The organism is Rhizobium sp. 01T437 (genome assembly GCF_056398505.1).
Genome location: NZ_JBFTPM010000007.1, coordinates 146,140 through 163,809 on the forward strand (window position 1 = coordinate 146,140; position 17,670 = coordinate 163,809).

At 61.7% G+C, this 17,670-nt stretch carries 18 protein-coding genes; 11 read left to right on the forward strand and 7 right to left on the reverse strand.

The window, feature by feature from the left end; genetic code table 11:
• Positions 1-3: 3 nt before the first annotated feature.
• The 3 genes from hflC (at position 4) to AC1DM5_RS16705 (ending at position 3,015) form a co-directional block, all read left to right on the forward strand.
• Positions 4-969: a protease modulator HflC gene (gene hflC, locus AC1DM5_RS16695; RefSeq protein ID WP_477822029.1), complete on the forward strand. Its 966-nt coding sequence runs from the start codon at positions 4-6 to the stop codon at positions 967-969.
• An 11-nt stretch (positions 970-980) separates the two neighbouring features.
• Positions 981-1,166, forward strand: a complete 186-nt coding sequence (locus AC1DM5_RS16700) for a DUF2065 domain-containing protein (protein ID WP_477822028.1) — start codon at positions 981-983, stop codon at positions 1,164-1,166.
• Between the two features lie 103 nt (positions 1,167-1,269).
• On the forward strand, positions 1,270-3,015 hold the full coding sequence (locus tag AC1DM5_RS16705; RefSeq protein ID WP_477822027.1) for a Do family serine endopeptidase: 1,746 nt from the start codon (positions 1,270-1,272) through the stop codon (positions 3,013-3,015).
• Positions 3,016-3,188: 173 nt separating this feature from the next.
• Here the strand turns inward: AC1DM5_RS16705 and serB are convergent, their stop codons facing one another.
• The gene (gene serB / locus AC1DM5_RS16710) at positions 3,189-4,079 is read right to left on the reverse strand and encodes a phosphoserine phosphatase SerB (protein WP_477822026.1); all 891 of its coding nucleotides are present in this window, start codon (positions 4,077-4,079) and stop codon (positions 3,189-3,191) included.
• On the opposite strand from serB, the gene miaA reads away from it, so the two are divergent.
• The gene (gene miaA, locus AC1DM5_RS16715) at positions 4,078-4,971 is read left to right on the forward strand and encodes a tRNA (adenosine(37)-N6)-dimethylallyltransferase MiaA (RefSeq protein ID WP_477822025.1); all 894 of its coding nucleotides are present in this window, start codon (positions 4,078-4,080) and stop codon (positions 4,969-4,971) included. The two genes, serB and miaA, sit on opposite strands and share 2 nt — an antisense overlap.
• A 12-nt stretch (positions 4,972-4,983) precedes the next feature.
• Positions 4,984-5,532, forward strand: a complete 549-nt coding sequence (locus AC1DM5_RS16720) for a histidine phosphatase family protein (RefSeq protein ID WP_477822024.1) — start codon at positions 4,984-4,986, stop codon at positions 5,530-5,532.
• A 9-nt stretch (positions 5,533-5,541) separates the two neighbouring features.
• On the opposite strand, the gene AC1DM5_RS16725 is transcribed toward AC1DM5_RS16720, so the two are convergent.
• A complete protein-coding gene (locus AC1DM5_RS16725) occupies positions 5,542-7,572 on the reverse strand; it encodes an ATP-binding protein (protein WP_477975292.1) in 2,031 nt (676 codons plus the stop codon).
• 342 nt (positions 7,573-7,914) lie between these two features.
• Here AC1DM5_RS16725 and AC1DM5_RS16730 point away from each other — a divergent pair, with 342 nt between their 5' ends.
• A complete protein-coding gene (locus AC1DM5_RS16730) occupies positions 7,915-9,708 on the forward strand; it encodes an acetolactate synthase 3 large subunit (RefSeq protein ID WP_477822022.1) in 1,794 nt (597 codons plus the stop codon).
• A gap of 26 nt (positions 9,709-9,734) precedes the next feature.
• On the forward strand, positions 9,735-10,307 hold the full coding sequence (gene ilvN, locus AC1DM5_RS16735) for an acetolactate synthase small subunit (protein ID WP_113323364.1): 573 nt from the start codon (positions 9,735-9,737) through the stop codon (positions 10,305-10,307).
• A gap of 81 nt (positions 10,308-10,388) precedes the next feature.
• Here the strand turns inward: ilvN and AC1DM5_RS16740 are convergent, their stop codons facing one another.
• Together AC1DM5_RS16740 and AC1DM5_RS16745 are read right to left on the reverse strand one after the other, a co-directional pair.
• Positions 10,389-11,483, reverse strand: a complete 1,095-nt coding sequence (locus tag AC1DM5_RS16740) for a class I SAM-dependent methyltransferase (RefSeq protein ID WP_477822021.1) — start codon at positions 11,481-11,483, stop codon at positions 10,389-10,391.
• A 52-nt stretch (positions 11,484-11,535) separates the two neighbouring features.
• Positions 11,536-12,381 (reverse strand): aldo/keto reductase, encoded by an 846-nt coding sequence (locus AC1DM5_RS16745; RefSeq protein WP_477822020.1) that lies wholly within the window; start codon positions 12,379-12,381, stop codon positions 11,536-11,538.
• 151 nt (positions 12,382-12,532) lie between these two features.
• Between AC1DM5_RS16745 and AC1DM5_RS16750 the strand changes: the two genes are divergently transcribed.
• Positions 12,533-13,126 carry a LysE family translocator gene (locus AC1DM5_RS16750; protein ID WP_037099475.1) on the forward strand — a complete coding sequence of 198 codons (594 nt, stop codon included), beginning with the start codon at positions 12,533-12,535 and terminating at the stop codon, positions 13,124-13,126.
• On the opposite strand, the gene AC1DM5_RS16755 is transcribed toward AC1DM5_RS16750, so the two are convergent.
• From AC1DM5_RS16755 to AC1DM5_RS16765, 3 genes are all read right to left on the reverse strand, one after another.
• Positions 13,118-13,588 carry a DUF2269 family protein gene (locus AC1DM5_RS16755; RefSeq protein ID WP_477822019.1) on the reverse strand — a complete coding sequence of 157 codons (471 nt, stop codon included), beginning with the start codon at positions 13,586-13,588 and terminating at the stop codon, positions 13,118-13,120. The two genes, AC1DM5_RS16750 and AC1DM5_RS16755, sit on opposite strands and share 9 nt — an antisense overlap.
• Complete coding sequence (locus tag AC1DM5_RS16760; RefSeq protein WP_477975294.1) at positions 13,588-14,871, reverse strand: SDR family oxidoreductase; 1,284 nt, start codon at positions 14,869-14,871, stop codon at positions 13,588-13,590. The genes AC1DM5_RS16755 and AC1DM5_RS16760 overlap by 1 nt, the downstream gene beginning before the upstream one ends.
• Positions 14,872-14,970: 99 nt before the next feature.
• Positions 14,971-15,663, reverse strand: coding sequence for a hypothetical protein (locus AC1DM5_RS16765; protein ID WP_477822017.1), 693 nt, complete (start codon positions 15,661-15,663; stop codon positions 14,971-14,973).
• A gap of 255 nt (positions 15,664-15,918) precedes the next feature.
• On the opposite strand from AC1DM5_RS16765, the gene nthA reads away from it, so the two are divergent.
• The 3 genes from nthA to AC1DM5_RS16780 are packed head-to-tail and all read left to right on the forward strand — an operon-like array spanning position 15,919 to position 17,628.
• Positions 15,919-16,614, forward strand: a complete 696-nt coding sequence (nthA, locus tag AC1DM5_RS16770; RefSeq protein WP_477975296.1) for a nitrile hydratase subunit alpha — start codon at positions 15,919-15,921, stop codon at positions 16,612-16,614.
• Complete coding sequence (gene nthB, locus AC1DM5_RS16775) at positions 16,611-17,270, forward strand: nitrile hydratase subunit beta (RefSeq protein ID WP_477822015.1); 660 nt, start codon at positions 16,611-16,613, stop codon at positions 17,268-17,270. The genes nthA and nthB overlap by 4 nt, the downstream gene beginning before the upstream one ends.
• The gene (locus tag AC1DM5_RS16780; protein ID WP_477822014.1) at positions 17,257-17,628 is read left to right on the forward strand and encodes a nitrile hydratase accessory protein; all 372 of its coding nucleotides are present in this window, start codon (positions 17,257-17,259) and stop codon (positions 17,626-17,628) included. The genes nthB and AC1DM5_RS16780 overlap by 14 nt, the downstream gene beginning before the upstream one ends.
• Positions 17,629-17,670: the final 42 nt, after the last annotated feature.

The following is a 17,670-nucleotide window of genomic DNA, read 5'->3' on the forward strand; positions in this document are numbered from 1 at the left end:
ACCATGGTATCGAACAGACTTCCCGTAATCCTCATCGCGCTCGCGATCCTTCTCGCCATTCTTTATTCGTCGATCTTCGTCGTGAATGCGCGTGAGCAGGCCATCGTCGTGCGCTTCGGTCAGATCCAGTCGGTGAAGAGCGAGCCCGGCCTCTACTTCAAGCTGCCGTTCGGCTTCATGGATGCCGACCGCGTGCAGTTCGTGGAAAAGCGTGCGCTCAGGCTCGACCTCGACAATATCCGCGTTCAGGTTCAGGACGGCCAGACCTTTGATGTCGACGCCTTCGTGATCTACAACATCTCGGATGTGCGCCGTTTCCGCGAAACGGTCTCGGGCGACCGCGACGCTGCCGAGGCACGGCTGCGTGCGCAGCTCGATTCCTCGCTTCGCCGCGTCTACGGTCTGCGTGACTACAATGCCGCGCTTTCGGAAGAGCGCGTGGCGATGATGCTCGAAATCCGCGACGATCTGCGCACCGATGCCGAAAATCTCGGCCTGCATATCGATGACGTCCGCATCCGCCGGACGGACCTTTCGCCGGAAGTGGCTCCGAACACCTACAATGCCATGCGCTCCGAGCGTCTGGCCGAAGCCGAGCGCATCCGCGCCGAGGGTAATGAAGAGGGCCAGCGTCGCCGGGCTGTCGCCGACCGCCAGGTCGTCGAGATCACTGCCGATGCGCAGCGCGATTCGGAAATCCTACGGGGTCAGGGTGATGCGGAGCGCAACCGTATCTTCGCCGATTCCTTCGGCAAGGATCCGGCCTTCTTCGAGTTCTACCGCTCGATGGCCGCCTATTCCGCGGCACTTTCCTCGCCGGATACGACGCTGGTGCTTTCGCCGACCTCGCAGTTCTTCCGCTACTTCGAGAATGCGGACGGCAACCAGCCTGCTGTACCGGGCCAGACCGGTGGCCTCGTGCCGCCTGCGGCCGCACAGCCGGCCGCTCCGGCACAGCCGGCGAACTGACGACAGACTGAATGCAGGACCTCCTGACCGGACTTGCATTCTTCCTTATCATCGAGGGGCTGGTCTACGCACTGGCCCCTCGTTTTCTTATCGAGATGGCGAAGCTGCTCCCCATCGTTCCGGAGCGGCAACTCAGGGTCTTCGGGCTTGCAGCGATAGCCCTCGGCGTCGGCTGTGTCTGGCTTTTGCGAGGCTAGATCACATTCGCACGTGGATTTCGCGAAAAGGTGATTTCGCCCTCCATCATTCCGCCTTATGCTGGTGCTGTATGTGCGCCTTTACCCCAGACGAGGAAGCTTGATGGCCCCCACGACTCGCTCGCCCTTCAGACGAACGCTCGCGCTGCTGGCCGGCACCGCCCTTCTGGCAAATGTCGGCGCAAGCGGTGTTGCGCATGCGCAAACCGCCCCCGCACCAGCGACACCTGAACAGGCAGCACCGGCCCCTGCGGCCCCTCAACCTGCGCCGATTTCCCCGGCCGCGGTGGCGCCCGCCGCTCCGCCCATGCAGATGACGGCTCCGGGCAATGGACCGGCTTCGGTCGCCGATCTCGCCGAGGGACTGCTCGATGCCGTGGTCAATATTTCGACCTCGCAGAATGTGAAGGATGACGAGGGCGCAGGCCCGGCGCCGCGCGCGCCAGACGGCTCGCCCTTCCAGGAATTCTTCAACGATTTCTTCAACAAGCAGCAGGGCAATCGCGGGCCCAACCACAATGTCAGCTCGCTCGGCTCCGGCTTTGTTATCGATCCCACCGGCTATATCGTCACCAACAATCACGTGATCGAGGGCGCCGATGACATCGAGATCAATTTCGCCAATGGCTCCAAGCTGAAGGCCAAGCTGATCGGTACGGACACTAAGACCGACCTTTCGGTGTTGAAGGTGGAGCCGAAACAGCCGCTGAAATCCGTCAAGTTTGGCGATTCCAGCGTCATGCGCATCGGCGACTGGGTGATGGCAATCGGCAACCCGTTCGGCTTCGGCGGATCGGTGACGGTCGGCATCATTTCGGGCCGCGGCCGCAACATCAATGCCGGCCCCTATGACAATTTCATCCAGACGGATGCGGCCATCAACAAGGGTAATTCGGGTGGTCCGCTCTTCAACATGAAGGGCGAAGTGATCGGCATCAATACGGCGATCATCTCCCCGTCGGGCGGCTCGATCGGCATCGGTTTCTCAGTGCCGTCGGAGCTTGCCTCCGGCGTGGTCGACCAGCTTCGCGAATATGGCGAGACGCGGCGCGGCTGGCTCGGCGTGCGCATCCAGCCTGTCACTGACGAAGTGGCCGACAGTCTCGGGCTCGACACCGCCAAGGGCGCGCTGGTCGCTGGCGTCATCAAGGGCGGGCCGGTCGATGACGGCTCGATCAAGGCCGGCGACGTGATCCTGAAATTCGACGGCAAGGTCGTCAGCGAGATGCGCGACCTACCGCGCGTGGTGGCCGAAAGCCCCGTCGGCAAAGAGGTCGATGTGGTGGTGCTGCGTGACGGCAAGGAGCAGACCGTCAAGGTAACGCTCGGTCGTCTCGAGGATAGCGACCAGGCCGCCGCCAACGACAATTCGACGGATGACGGTGTCATCAATCCCGATCCCGGTGAAAACAACGATATGGACGAACCGGATCAGGGCGGTAATCAGGGGCAGGCCGCACCTGACGGCCAGGACCCGCAGCAACAGGGGCAGGGACAAGGGCAAAGCCAGAGTCAGGGCCAGGATCAGGCAACGCCCGGTCAGGCTGCTCCGAAGCATGTGCTCGGTCTTTCACTCTCGCTGCTCAGCCCAGAGACCCGCAAAGCCTTCGGCATTGCCGAAAGCGTCGATGGTGTCGTCGTGACCGAGGTTGCGCCGGGTTCGGCCGCCGCCGAAAAGGGCTTGAAGCCCGGCGACGTGATCGTCGAAGTCGCGCAGGAATTCATGAAGTCGCCGGATGCGGTTGCCACCAAGGTGCAGACGCTGAAGCAGGAAGGCCGGCGCAATGCGCAGATGATGGTCGCTGCAGCGAATGGCGACCTGCGGTTTGTCGCAGTGCCGATGGAGTGAGGGCTGTCGTGTAACGGCAGAAGTAACGGGCGCTCTTAGTCGATCGCGGCGCTCTACAAACTCTCCCTCATTCCTGCGGCAAGCAAGTGAGGGTGGTGGAGGATGTGCCCTCCCGAAACAAAAAAGGAGCGGTCATGCCGCTCCTTTCCGCCTTCAGCGATGCCTCGTCAGGCTCACATCGTCACAAAATCCGTCTTCCGGTAGCCCTGGATATAGAGCAGCGCCGTCAGGTCGCCGTGGTTGATCTGCATGTCGGCTTCGGCAGCGACAGCCGGTTTGGCGTGGAGGGCGACGCCGGAGCCGGCCAGATGCAGCATGCCGAGATCGTTGGCGCCGTCCCCGACGGCAATGGCGTCTTCGGGGGAAATGCCGAGGCGGGCGGCGATGTCGTTCAGGGCATCGACCTTGGCCTGCTTGCCGAGAATGGGCTCCGCGACGTGGCCGGAGAGGAGGCCGTCTTCCTCAAGCAGGAGATTGGCGCGGTTTTCGTCGAAGCCGAGGGTGGCTGCGATGCGGCTGGTGAAGACCGTGAAACCGCCGGAGACGAGGGCGGTATAATAGCCTTTCGACTTCATGGTAGCGATCAGTTCGGGGCCGCCCGGGGTAAGCGTAATGCGCTTTGCGATCACTTCGTCGACAACCGAGATCGGCAAGCCCTTCAGGAGGGCGACGCGTTCGCGCAACGCCGGCTCGAAGGCGATCTCGCCGTTCATGGCGCGGGCGGTGATGGCGGCGACCTTTTCCTTGAGGCCGACTTCGGCGGCGAGTTCGTCGATGCATTCCTGGCCGATCATGGTCGAATCCATATCGGCGATCAGCAGCTTCTTGCGGCGGGTTTCTTGCTCCTGGATGACGAGGTCGATCGGGGTGTTGGCGATGACGGCGAGCAGATTGGCCTCGGCCGCCTGCCCGTCAGAGCCGTCTGCGAGCACGATATCGCAGGCAATGCCATCGGCCAGCCAGTAGAGCCCGGATGCCTTGACGGCGTCTGAAGCGCGCTCGGCGATCTCAGGCGAAAGAACGGGGTTTGACGGATTGGCAACAAGCGTGGCAACGAGGGCCATGATGGAAAACCTTCTGAGCGCTGTGAATGCGATCCTGATAACCGGGCCGACTGCCAGCGGCAAGTCCGCGCTCGCAGTGGAATTGGCCAAAGAGCATGGCGGCGTGGTGATCAATGCCGACAGCATGCAGGTCTATGACACGCTGCGAGTGCTGACGGCGCGACCCTCCGAAGAGGATATGGATGGTGTGCCGCATCATCTCTACGGCCATGTGCCGGCCGCGCAGGCCTATTCGACCGGTTCCTGGCTGCGGGACGTGACGGCGCTTCTGCCGCGCATCCACACCGAAGGAAAGCTGCCGGTCTTCGTCGGCGGCACCGGGCTTTATTTCAAGGCGCTGACGGGCGGGTTGTCGGAAATGCCCGTCATTCCCGAGGAGGTAAGGCAGCGGCTGCGCGCACGGCTTCTGGATGAGGGGCCGGAGGGTCTGTATGCGGAGCTTGCGAAGGTTGATCCCGCCATGGCCGAAGGCCTGAACGTGCAGGACGGGCAGAGGATCGTGCGGGCGCTTGAGGTTTTGGAGGCGACGGGCCAGTCGATTGCGGAATTCCAGGGGCAGGCGGGGCCCGTCGTCGTCGATCCCGACACGGCGCGCAAGATCGTCGTGCTGCCGGATCGCGCCGTGCTGCACCAGCGTATCAACGGACGTTTCGAGAAAATGCTGGAGCAGGGGGCGGAAGACGAGGTGAGGGCGCTACTCGCGCTTGATCTTCCCCCGGAAATGCCGGTCATGAAGGCGATCGGCGTGTCGCAGATCGCGGCGATGCTGCGTGGTGAGATAAGCCGTGCCGAGGTGATCGAGCGCGGGGCCGCCGCCACACGGCAATATGCCAAGCGGCAGATGACCTGGTTCCGTAATCAGATGGATGAAAGCTGGGAGCGGTTGACTTGAGGCGTTCTAGCGATGCGTGAAATTTATCTTGTTCGCCATGCAGAGACGATGCCCGATCCGGAGCGCCCTCCCGCCTCCTGGGAGTTGACCGATGCTGGCCGTGCAGTGGCTGCATCTCTCAAAGGCATGTTGCCCGAACTGGTCTTCAGCAGTCCTGAATCGAAGGCGTTGCAGACGGCAAGACAGCTGACGCACCTGCCGGTGACCGCTATTGAGGAATTTCGTGAGCATCGAGCCAACAAAGCGGCGTGGATATCAAGCGACGATTTCGCGATGTCGGTCGAGCGCTATTTTGCCGATCGGGAAAACCAGGTCTGGGGCGATTCCCATGCCGAAACGGCAGCGAGATTCAGAACTGGTCTCAGTCAGATCGTCTCGCGGCTGGACGGAGCGACGCGATGCACCGTCGTTTCTCACGGCCGCATTCTCTGCAGCTTCCTTGGGAATCTGACTGGAACGTCTGGTTATGAATTATGGAAGCTCCTCACCATGCCAACAGTCATAAAACTGGCGGTCGAAGACGAGACCATGCGGATCGAGGCGATCTCCTATTTCCACTGAGCTGACGGCTCAGTCCTTATCGTAAAGGCTGCTCAGCGGTTTCTTCAGGATGCTTTCGCGCAGCGACATTCCGCCCTCGCGGCGCGGCGCTGACGTCTGTTCGCCGAAGGCCGGCCTCGGCTGCTCGTCGCGACGCATTTCGCGGCGCAGCGCTTCCAGGCGTGCGTCGATCGAGGTCTGCGGCGAGAGCGGCGGGGGCTCGGGATGTTGCGCGCGGCTTTGCGGCAGCAGTCCGGAGCGATAGGGTTCAAGCGGCGTCTGTGCTGCTGATGGAGTGGCATAGGGCTGGTCGGCGGTTTCGTCGATGAAATCCTCTTCCGACTCGTAATCCGCTATCGCTGCACTGTAGTTCTGCTGGAAGGTGGAGATATCGGGGCCTGATGTGATCGCCCGCATGCGGGTGACGATGCGGCGCAGGTCGACGGTGTCAGGGTCTTCCTCCGCATGTTTGCTGGTGGCGCTATGGGCCTTCGGCAGCAGGGTTTCGTCGACGCGCAAGAAGCGCATGCGCATCGGCACCCGGATCGCCTCACCGAAGGCGATCGCCTCTCCGTTGCCGATCGAGGAAATGAAGCTCGTCGTCGAGATCGAGGAATTGGGGATTGCCGAGCGGATGATTTCCTGGTCGCGGTCGTTGGCAAGGCGCATGGCAAAGAGCGTCGAGCACTGCGACAGGATCGTCTGGTCGAGTTCGCCGGGGCGCTGGGTGATGATGCCGAGCGAGACGCCGTATTTGCGGCCTTCCTTGGCGATGCGGGCAATCGCCTGCCGCGTCGGGACAAAGCCGAGGTTCGGGTCCGAGGGTATATAGCGGTGCGCTTCTTCGCAAACGACCAGCATGTGAATGGCGCCTTCGCTCCAGAGCGCGATTTCGAAGGCCATGCGGCAGAGTACCGAGGCAACGGAGTTGACGACCTCGGAGGGGATGCCGGCGAGCTGGAAGGTGCAGATCGGTCTGTTGTCGCCGGGGATGCGGAAGATCTGCGCGATGGTCTCCGTGATCGTGTCGCTAATCGTGTTGCTGGAGAACATGAAATGGTAGCGCGGATCGTTGATCGCGGCGATGATGCGCATCTTCAACGAGCGCAGGAAGGGCTTTTCGGCGCGACCTTCCAGCCTGCCGATGCGCTCGTCGATGAGGGCGAGCAGATCGGCGATGCGATAGGGCACCGGAGTGTCGGCGGTGATCGAGCTCTTTTCCGTCTGGCGGCGCACCAGCGAACTGTCGCTGCCGCGAAAGGCGCGTTTGGCCTCCGGCAGAATATCGCGCAGCATGTCGAGCTCTTCGGGCACCGGCGGGCGGCCGCGGAAGACAACTTCAGCGAATTCCTCGAGCCGCATCAGCCAGAAGGGCAGGTCGAGCGTGTCGGTGTCGATGGTGACGGCGTGTTTCGGGAAGGCGGCGGCAAATTCATTATGCGGATCGAGGATCAGTACGCGCAGCTTCGGATCGGCCTCGATCGCCTTGTGCAAGAGCAGCGAGACGGCGGTCGACTTGCCGACGCCGGTGGATCCGACGACGGCGAAATGCTTCGACAGCATCGAGGGGACATGGATCGCCGCGTCGATGCTTTCATCCTGCGTCAGGTTGCCGATGACGGCGGTGGCGCCCTTGCCGGCATCGTAGATGCGTATCAGGTCGGCGGCGCGGATGCGGTGAGCGACGGCGCCGAGATAGGGATATTGGGAAATGCCGGTCGAGAATTCCTCGCGGCCGTCTTCATCGACACGAACTTCGCCAAGCAGTTCGGTCTCGATGCGGAAGACATTGTCCTGGCCTTCGCCCCAGCCCTGGTTGCCGGTATTCATGGAGAAGACGAGGGCGACGACACGATTGCGGCCGACGGTGATGGAGATCAGCCGGCCAACGGACCATAACTCGGTGAGATCGGTGCCGCCGGCTTCCGCTACGGCGGCGATGGTGGCGCGAGACCCGCTGCACGCAACGACACGCCCGAGAAATCGATTCCCCGGTGTTAGGCTATCACGACGGTCCTGTTCGCCCGCCCGGCTGGACGTTCTCATGTCGTTATTGAGCAAAGGGTTACTCCCTGCATTAAAGAGCAGGATAGAATCGATCCTTTAATAAATCCTTCAGCCCCAGAATTGGACGGTCCATTGGACGGTTTGCGCAGTTGACCGGCTGCGGATTTTTTATTGCGGAATGCGTTGACGCTGCGAAATTTTCTGTCTATCACTTCCGCCCATGACAATTTCGAACGTTCTTATCGTGGTGGGAAAGCGCATGGGCAGGATGGTGTAACCATCCGGCGATAGCCACCCATGCGCAAGACGAAGGCTCCTTAGGGGCCTTTTTTTATGCCCGAAATCAGGGCTTCCGGCCACAAACCTCAGATCTCCAGCATCAAACGGAACAGACACATGGCGAGCACGGACAATCAAGCGGCAGACAACAGGATGACGGGAGCGGAAATCGTTCTCCGCGCGCTGAAGGACAATGGTGTCGAGCACATCTTCGGCTATCCCGGCGGTGCCGTCCTGCCGATCTATGACGAGATCTTCCAGCAGGAGGATATCAAGCACATCCTCGTGCGCCACGAGCAGGGGGCCGGCCATGCGGCCGAAGGTTATGCCCGCTCCACCGGCAAGGTCGGCGTCATGCTGGTCACGTCAGGCCCCGGTGCCACCAATGCCGTCACGCCGCTGCAGGATGCGCTGATGGATTCCATTCCGCTCGTCTGCCTCTCCGGCCAGGTTCCGACGCCGCTGATCGGTTCGGACGCCTTCCAGGAATGCGATACTGTCGGCATCACGCGCCCCTGCACCAAGCACAACTGGCTGGTCAAGGATGTCAACGAGCTCGCCGCCGTCATCCATGAGGCCTTCCGTATTGCCCAGTCGGGCCGTCCGGGCCCCGTTGTCGTCGATATCCCGAAGGACGTGCAGTTTGCCACCGGCACCTACACGCCGCCGGCCGATCATGCCATCCAGAAGAGCTACCAGCCGAAAATCCAGGGTGACCTGAACCAGATCCAGGCGGCGATCGAGTTGATGGCCAACGCCCGCAAGCCGGTCTTCTATACGGGCGGCGGCGTCATCAATTCCGGCCCGGAAGCCTCCCGTATGCTGCGCGAGCTGGTCGAATTGACAGATTTCCCGATCACTTCGACGCTGATGGGCCTCGGTGCCTATCCGGCTTCCGGCAAGAACTGGCTGAAGATGCTCGGCATGCACGGCTCCTACGAGGCCAACATGGCGATGCATGATTGCGACGTCATGGTCTGCATCGGTGCGCGCTTCGACGACCGCATTACCGGCCGCCTGAATGCCTTCTCGCCGAATTCCAAGAAGATCCATATCGATATCGATCCATCTTCGATCAACAAGAACGTTCGTGTCGACATCGGCATCCGCGGCGATGTCGGTAATATCCTGGAAGACATGATCCGCCTGTGGCGGGCGCTGCCGAAGAAGCCGGAGAAGAGCCGCCTCGATGCATGGTGGGGCGATATCGCCCGCTGGCGTGCACGCAATTCCTTCGCTTATACGATGAGCAAGGACGTGATCATGCCGCAATATGCGCTGGAGCGTCTCTTCGCGCTGACCAAGGATCGCGACACCTACATCACGACCGAAGTCGGCCAGCATCAGATGTGGGCAGCTCAGTTCTTCGGCTTCGAACAGCCGAACCGCTGGATGACCTCGGGCGGCTTGGGCACGATGGGCTACGGCCTGCCGGCAGCGCTTGGCGTGCAGATCGCCCATCCGGAAAGCCTCGTTATCGATATTGCCGGCGATGCGTCGATCCAGATGTGCATCCAGGAAATGTCGGCGGCGATCCAGCACAATGCGCCGATCAAGATCTTCATCATGAACAACCAGTACATGGGCATGGTGCGCCAGTGGCAGCAGCTGCTGCATGGCAACCGCCTGTCCAATTCCTATACGGAAGCGATGCCTGATTTCGTGAAGCTCGCCGAGGCCTATGGCGCGGTTGGCCTGCGCTGCGAGAAGCCTGATGATCTCGATGCGACGATCCAGGAGATGATTGACGTCAAGAAGCCGGTCATCTTCGATTGCCGCGTTGCCAATCTCGCCAACTGCTTCCCGATGATCCCCTCGGGCAAGGCCCACAATGAAATGCTGCTGCCGGACGAAGCCACGGATGAAGCGGTCGCCAATGCGATCGACGCCAAGGGCCGTCAGCTAGTATAACAATAGATAGGTAGGAACCCAGGATCATGAACGCACACCTTCAACCCACCGGCTCTGCCTACTTCATCTCTCCGGAAACGGCAGCCGTCGAGAGCCATACGCTCTCCGTGCTGGTCGATAACGAACCGGGCGTTCTCGCCCGCGTCATCGGCCTGTTTTCCGGCCGCGGCTACAACATCGAAAGCCTGACGGTTTCGGAAACGGAGCATGCGGCGCATCTGTCGCGGATCACCATCGTCACCCGCGGCACGCCGCACGTGCTGGAGCAGATCAAGGCGCAGCTCGAACGCATCGTGCCTGTCCATCGCGTGGTGGACCTGACGGTGCGCGCCCGCGAACTCGGCCAGGACCGGCCGATCGAGCGGGAAGTGGCGCTGCTGAAGGTGATTGGCAATGGCGAGACCCGCGCGGAGACGCTGCGCCTTGCCGATGCTTTCCACGCCAAGGTGGTGGATGCGACGATCGATCACTTCATCCTGGAGATCACCGGTAAGTCCTCCAAGATCGACCAGTTCATCGCGATCATGAAACCGCTCGGCCTCATCGAAGTCTGCCGCACCGGCATTGCCGCGATGAACCGCGGCGGGCAGGGCATGTAAAGATTACAGCCCGGGCATGTAAAGATTACAGCCCGGGCAGGTGATACACTACTCGGGCAGTTCATCGACGCGACAATGGATTCACCGATTTTTCTTCGATAATACCACGGCCGCCATGTAAGGTTCGTGAGGTTTCGGATCTTCCGTCAAGCGCTGCTCAAATCGAGCAAACAGCTCATCGATAAACGTGGTCGGTTCGAGGGCGCGTGGCGTGACGCTGGCGATCGTCGGGCCACTCCATGCCCGCGTCATGTTCGCATGATGTTTGGCGAACGCCACTCTGTCGCCGCTGCTATCGAATTCCGGCCAGAACGGATCTCTGACTTTCACCAGGTCGAGGTGTTCCAACACCAATTCAGCGAAACATCCGGATTGTCTGAAAGGAGCCTGAATATCCTCCAGGGATCGAAGGCCGATTGGTATCGTAATTTGCTCCTGCTCTCGTTGCGACAGCAAGCCGTCTTTTCTCATGTCTCCGATTGCCGACCATAGTTCGCCGAGCAGCCATTCCCAGCCCGTGTCGGCTTCGGCGCGCGCCGTGAATCCGGCCACGAGTTTCGCGCCTGGTCGCATCTCTCGTGACCGTTGCGTCAGAAAGCACTCCCAATCGCGCGCTTGCTGCGCCGCGACTGCAGCGGCGACAGCCGGTGACCTGCTCATTCCCGCGAGGATATGATCCGGCGCATCGATTTCGTTGGTGCTCATCCACTGCAACGCCCAGGTCGACCAGCCAAGGTGCACTCGGCCAGGTGGGAGCAACGACGCGAAATATGATTTGCCGATCGCCAGAGGGAAAACATCGGCGGTTCCCGTCATGTAGCTATCGGGGTCTGCAATTAGGCCTTCGAACAGAGACGAGAAATCGTTGGACGGAAGGTCGGTGTGGATGACTTCGATGGGAAGGGTCGCCCCCGCACTCAAGCGCAAAAACTCAATCGCCTTTCGCATGGGGAGCATCGAATTTCGGCCCTGGGAACAGCCATAGTCGACGATGGTCACAGGACTTTCGCGAATGTCCACTGTCCGGCATGCAGCTTCCCACAGGGAAAGCAGAGCAGCAATACCGGTGGCCTGCATGGCGGAATGGCGGTTGTAGAAACCGCTCCCTTGCATAGCCGCCAAATCATTTCGCGTTGGACCACCTGGCATGGGATTGCCTCGCTTGGTGTTGCCCAAATTATCAGGCTTTCCCCTGCATGGCGAGCCAAATCCCCTGCGCTGCAGGGGGTCAGAGCATCTCCAACGGCGTTTTCTTTGATGGCGGCGGGAAGGCGGCGTCGAGGGCTTCCCAGTCCTCGTCGGTGATATCGAGGGAGACGCAGTCGCGGTTTTCGCGGGCGCGCTCGATATTCGAAGTCTTGGGAATGACGAAGACGCCGTCGCGTTCGAGCAGGAAGGCGAGAGCCAGCTGAGCCGGTGTTGCCTGATAGGCCTTGGCGATATGGATCAGGTCGGGGTGGTGCAGGATGCGGCCCTGTTCGATCGGCGAATAGGCCATGATCGGAATGTTGCGGCTCTGGCACCAGGGCAGGAGATCATACTCGATGCCGCGGCGGGCGAGATTGTAGAGCACCTGATTGGCGGCGACGTTACGACCGCCGGGAACGGAGAACAGCTCCTCCATATCGTCGGTATCGAAGTTGGAGACGCCCCAGGCACGGATCTTGCCGGCCGCTTTCAGCGTCTCGAAGGCTTCGACGGTTTCAGCGAGCGGATAATTGCCGCGCCAATGCAGCAGATAGAGGTCGATGCGGTCGGTGCCGAGGCGTTCGAGGCTGCTTTCGCAGGCGGTGATCGTGCCGGTGCGGCTGGCATTCCAGGGATAGACCTTGCTGACGATGAAGGTCTCGTCACGCCGGCCCTTGATCGCCTGTCCGACGATTTCTTCGGCGCCGCCGTCGCCATACATTTCGGCGGTATCGATCATCGTCATGCCGAGGTCTAGGCCGGCCTTGAGGCTTGCGATCTCTTCCTTCGCATGGCCGGCATCCTCGCCCATGCCCCAGGTGCCCTGGCCGAGCGCCGGCACTTCGGTGCCATCGGGGAAGGTGATGGTGGGGATCGGGTCGTCCATGACAGTTCTCGTCCTTTGAGAGATTGGCAGACTATCAGGTAATCCTGTCACCATGACAATCATGTTATGGTGACAGTGGTTTAGGGCAGTTATGCTGACCTAATTTCAACAAGCCGCCTTGCTATGAACCTGTGCGGATTGGGAGGGTTTCATGCCGCTGGATACGTTTCTGGCTCTGCTGCTTTTTGCCTTCACGACCTCGATCACGCCGGGGCCGAACAATATGATGCTGTTTGCCTCGGGCGTGAATTTCGGCTTCCGTCGAACCATCCCGCATATGTTCGGCATCGGGGCGGGTTTCCTGTCGCTGCTGCTTGGCGTTGGCCTGGGGCTCGGGGCGCTGCTGCACACGGTGCCGGCGGTCTATATCGCGCTGAAGTTTGCGGGCGGGGCCTATCTCGTCTGGATCGCCTGGAAGATAGCGACGTCGCGGTCGCTGAGCGAAGGCAAGAGCGGCGTGAAGCCGATGTCCTTCCTTGGCGCTGCTGCCTTTCAGTGGGTCAATCCCAAGGCCTGGGTGATGGCGGTGACGGCGATGGCGACCTATACGAATCCGGAGCTTTATCTGATCAGCGTGCTGCTTGTCGGCCTTGCCTTTGCGGCAGTCAATGTGCCCTCCGTTTCCACCTGGGCGGGCTTCGGCTCGGCGCTTCGGGAGTGGCTGTCCGATCCGGTACGGCTGAAATGGTTCAACATCACCATGGCAGTGCTGCTCGTGCTCAGCCTGTGGCCGATGCTAAAATAGCGTCGGCTTTGATAGCATTAACAAGAGAATGCCTGTTACCGCGAAGAAGGCCGGAAAGCCGAAGGCGAACCAGACGCGGTAGAGGCTGAAATAGGCCGGCGGCAGGGCAGTGCCCGAGGCGGCTGCTGCGCGGGCGAGATTGCGCAACCGGATCTGGATCCAGACGACCGGCAGCCAGAAGATGCCGGTCACGACGTAAAGCACCAGCGACAGCGCAATCCAGCTTTCCGTCAGATCCCAGCCGATGATGCGGGCGAGAAGATAACCTGTCACCGGCTGGAGGATGGCGGCTGTGGCCGTAAAGACCGTATCGGCGATCACGACGGTGCCGGCGACATGGGCGATCAGGACAGGGTTACTGGTGCGATGGGCCATCACCATGAAGAAGGCGATGCCGGCCCCGGTGCCGAAGAGCACAGTTGCGCCGACAACATGGGCGAGAAGCAGCAGCTGTGCGAGCATCAGCGTTCGTCCAGGATGGCGAGTGCTGCAAGCGTCAGCAGCAGCGATGGCAGGACCTTGACGAGCGGCCCAAGCGGATCGAGCCAGAGCGCGTGCTCCAGAACAGTGCCGCCGGCGAGATAGGCAAGGGAGACGACGAGTGTGCCGAGAAGGGCGCGGCGGGCGAGGGGCCGGAAGAGCACAGCGGCGCCGAGCGCGATATCGATCAGGCAGGTGAGGACTGTCACTGTGACCGCAGCACCCGCGGGCATGAAGGGCAGGAAATGGGCGCTCGCCCGTTCTGGCGCCAGAAGCGGGATGAGTCCTGATATCAGCCAGAAGAGCGACAGCCCGGCAATGACCGGCGCCTTCAGGAGATAGAGGCGGGCAAACCATAGGTCCTGAACGCCGGAGGGATGGGCGGCAAGCGTCTCCGCAGCCGAGAGTGTCGGCAGACCCGAGGGCGTGGGGCCGTCCATGCGCACACCCTCGGACATGACGGTCATGGCGGTAGAGCGTAGCGGCGAGCGCCAGCCCAGATAGCCAGCAATATCGGCAAGCCATGAGATCGGCCGTGCGATTGCCGGCGGGATGGAGATGACAGGCGCATCCGGCAGGCCGAGCCAGGCACGGTGCAGTTTGACGAGGCTTGCGAGCGTGTGCCGTTCCTCGGCGGCGAGTTCGATATCGCTGCCGGAGGGGAGTGCGCCGGAGATCGCGGCCGAGACGGCAGAGGCGACATCTTCGGCGGCGACGGTCTCGACCGGGCTGTCGGCATGGATGAGCGGCAGCGCAAGCGGGGAGGATGCGAGCGCGCGCAGAAGTGCGGTGCCGCCATGGGCGTTGCGGCCGAGCACGAGGGATGGGCGCAGGATCACGTAAGGCAGGCCGGATGCCGCAAGCGCTGTATCGGCAGCACGCTTGGTGGTGAGGAAGGGCAAGTGGCTGCCGGCGCCGTCGGTTCGGGCCGAAATCTGGACGATGAGTGTCACGCCGGCTGGTCGCGCCGCTTGCTGGAGCGCGATCATTGCGCGTTGCTGGGTGGCTGCGAGATTGTCTGAAAGACCGTCCTGGAGGGCGCCGGCACTGTTGACGACTACGTGCTGGCCTTCCAGCACGGAGGCCCAGTCGGCCACATTGGTCATCTTCTCCAGATCGGCCCGGATCCAGCGGATAGCGGGCCGGCGAACCCGTGTCCGGTCGGGATTGCGGGCAAGCCCGGTCACTGTGTAGCCGTCCGCAAGCAACCGTGCTGCGATCGCCGAGCCGATGAAGCCTGTGGCACCGAGAATCAGGATGTTCATAATGAGAGACTACCGAAAAACGGCATATCGAGCAGGGGGCGGCCGTGTAACGCCCGCGTATCGCTCGCAAGAAACTGCCTCGCTTTCATGCCGGATAGCTCAAGCGATAAGGCGAGGATCGAGTTTCGCCATGGGAATAGCGCATTCGGTGACGATCCGCGCCGCCAGCGACGGGTCGAGCGGCGGCCTGACCTGGTAGAAGGCAAGCTCCAACGCCAGGCCGATCGCGAAAGGTCGCCTGCTGATGGGCACGATATTTCGATCGAGAGCATCGGCCAACTTCGGCCACAGGCGGCGAACGTAGGCAAGGGGCGTATCGCCTGGACGGTGTTCATCCATCAATCGCGGTATTCCGAACTGCGGATGTCCGATGGTTGAGACCACGTAACGAAGCGCTTCCATCGCCATCTCTTGCGAGATCACAGCACCGGACCTTCTTGCCGCGCCGTATGTCAGGTTGAGCAGGGAATCATGGCTTTCCAGAAGGAAGGCGTTCGGCAGATTGCCGGTATAATAGCGGGAGCCATCCTCAGTTTCCATGGCGATGAGATCAGCGTCGTCGCTGAGCTGTCCGGCGGAAGCGATATCAAAGGCGGTGAGGACGCATGAAAAACCGCCAACCGATCCCAGGGCTGCGAACAGATCGATCGAATGAACATTGCCGTCCGTCGCCATTTCCTGAATCAGGTGGTCGAGCAGGGCGCGTGCAACCAGCCCCGGGCTCTGCACGGTATCTTCGGTCTCGCGCCGGCGCGAATCGGCAGAGGCCGAGCTGTGCGCAAGGCTCTCCATCTCCTCTCGCGGAGGGGCGGACGGAGGCGCGGGCGGTTTGGTGCTGCGGCCGAATGTCGGAACTTTCATGTGTGCAATGTTGAGATGAAGCCATTAACGTTTGGTTAGGATGGCGGCGAAAAATAAGTAATTGCTTAATTAGCTTTCCCTTCAGTCCTTGCCGATGGCATTCATTGGGGCACTTCTTGACGAGAAATACGCTTGGCGGCCCTCCGATCGGCGCATAAGATCGAGCGCTCTACCCTGGAGAGCGCCATGCGGCACAGAGACGACCACGCAGATCATGACCACGATCATCATGATCATGACCACGACAACCACTATTCGGACATGCAGGCGCGCGTGAAAGCGCTGGAAACGCTGCTGACGGAGAAGGGGCTGATCGATCCGGCGGCGATCGATGCGGTCGTTGAGACCTATGAGACGAAGGTCGGGCCGCGCAATGGTGCACGTGTCGTTGCGAAAGCCTGGAGCGATCCGGACTTCGCCGAATGGCTGAAGCGCGATGCGACGGAGGCGATTGCGAGCCTCGGTTACACCGGCCGGCAGGGCGAGCATATGCGCGCCGTCTTCAATACATCAGACACGCATAACCTCATCGTCTGCACGCTCTGCTCCTGCTATCCGTGGTCGGTGCTCGGCCTGCCGCCTGTCTGGTACAAGGCGCCGGCCTATCGCTCACGCGCGGTCATAGATCCGCGCGGCGTGCTTGCGGAATTCGGGGTGACGCTGCTTGAGAGCAAGAAGGTCCGCGTCTGGGATTCGACGGCGGAGCTGCGTTATCTCGTCATTCCCGAGCGGCCAGAGGGGACCGAAGGCATGGACGAGGAGGCGCTTGCCGATCTTGTCAGCCGTGATGCGATGATCGGAACGGCCATTGCTGGCAGCCCGAAGGTCTCGGCTGCCGGCAACCCGGAGGCGACGGCTGCCGGCACAAAGGTGCCGGCGTGAACGGCCCGCACGATCTCGGAGGCCAGATGGGCTTCGGCCCCGTCGCGCCCGAAACGAACGAACCCTATTTCCATGCCGAATGGGAGAAGCGGGCGCTCGGCATCACACTTTCCTGCGGCGCTTTCGGCGCCTGGACGATCGACGAGAGCCGGCATGCGCGCGAAAGCATTCCGCCGGCTGATTATCTCTCAGCGAGCTATTACGAAATCTGGATCCGCGGCATCGGCATGCTCCTGGAGCGCCACGGCTTTGCGAGCCGCGAGGAGCTGCTGTCCGGCCACAAGCTGCAGGATGGCACCGTGCCGAAGCGGGTGCTGAAGGCGGAGATGGTATCAGGGGTGCTCGCCAAGGGCGCTCCCTGCGACCGGCCGGTCGAGACCGCGCCGCTCTTTCTCGTCGGCGAAACGGTGAAGACGAAGAATTTCAATCCGGCGACCCATACGCGGCTGCCGCGTTATGCGCGCGCCAAGACGGGCGTGATCGAGGCGGTGCAGGGCTCCTTCGTCTTTCCCGATGACAACGCGCATGGCAAAGGCGAGAATCCGCAATGGCTCTATACCGTCGTCTTCGATGGTGGTGAGATCTGGGGCGAGGGCGCGGATCCGTCGCTGACGGTCTCCATCGATGCCTGGGAGAGCTATCTTGAGCGTGTGTGAGATCCCGTCTCAACTGGCGCAGTCGCCGGGCCTGCCGAAGTCGCCGGAGGGTGATCCGGTTTTCCCCGAACCCTGGGCGGCGGAAGCTTTTGCCATGACCGTGCATCTGCACGAGAAGGGGCTGTTTGCCTGGGGTGAATGGGCGGAGGTCCTGTCGAAGGAATTGCAAAGGCACGGCCGGGCGCAGGATGGCAGCGATTATTTTGACTGCTGGGTGGCTGCCCTTTCCGAAATGCTTATCAGCCGGGGCGTTGCGGATGCTTCTGTCATTCTCAAGCTGCAGAAGAGCTGGCAGCGGGCGGCGGAGGCGACGCCGCATGGCAAGCCGATCGAGCTTACCAACGATCCGCTGCGGTGAGATCACGGCCCTGACACTGTCGATGAGATTTATCGACGGGCA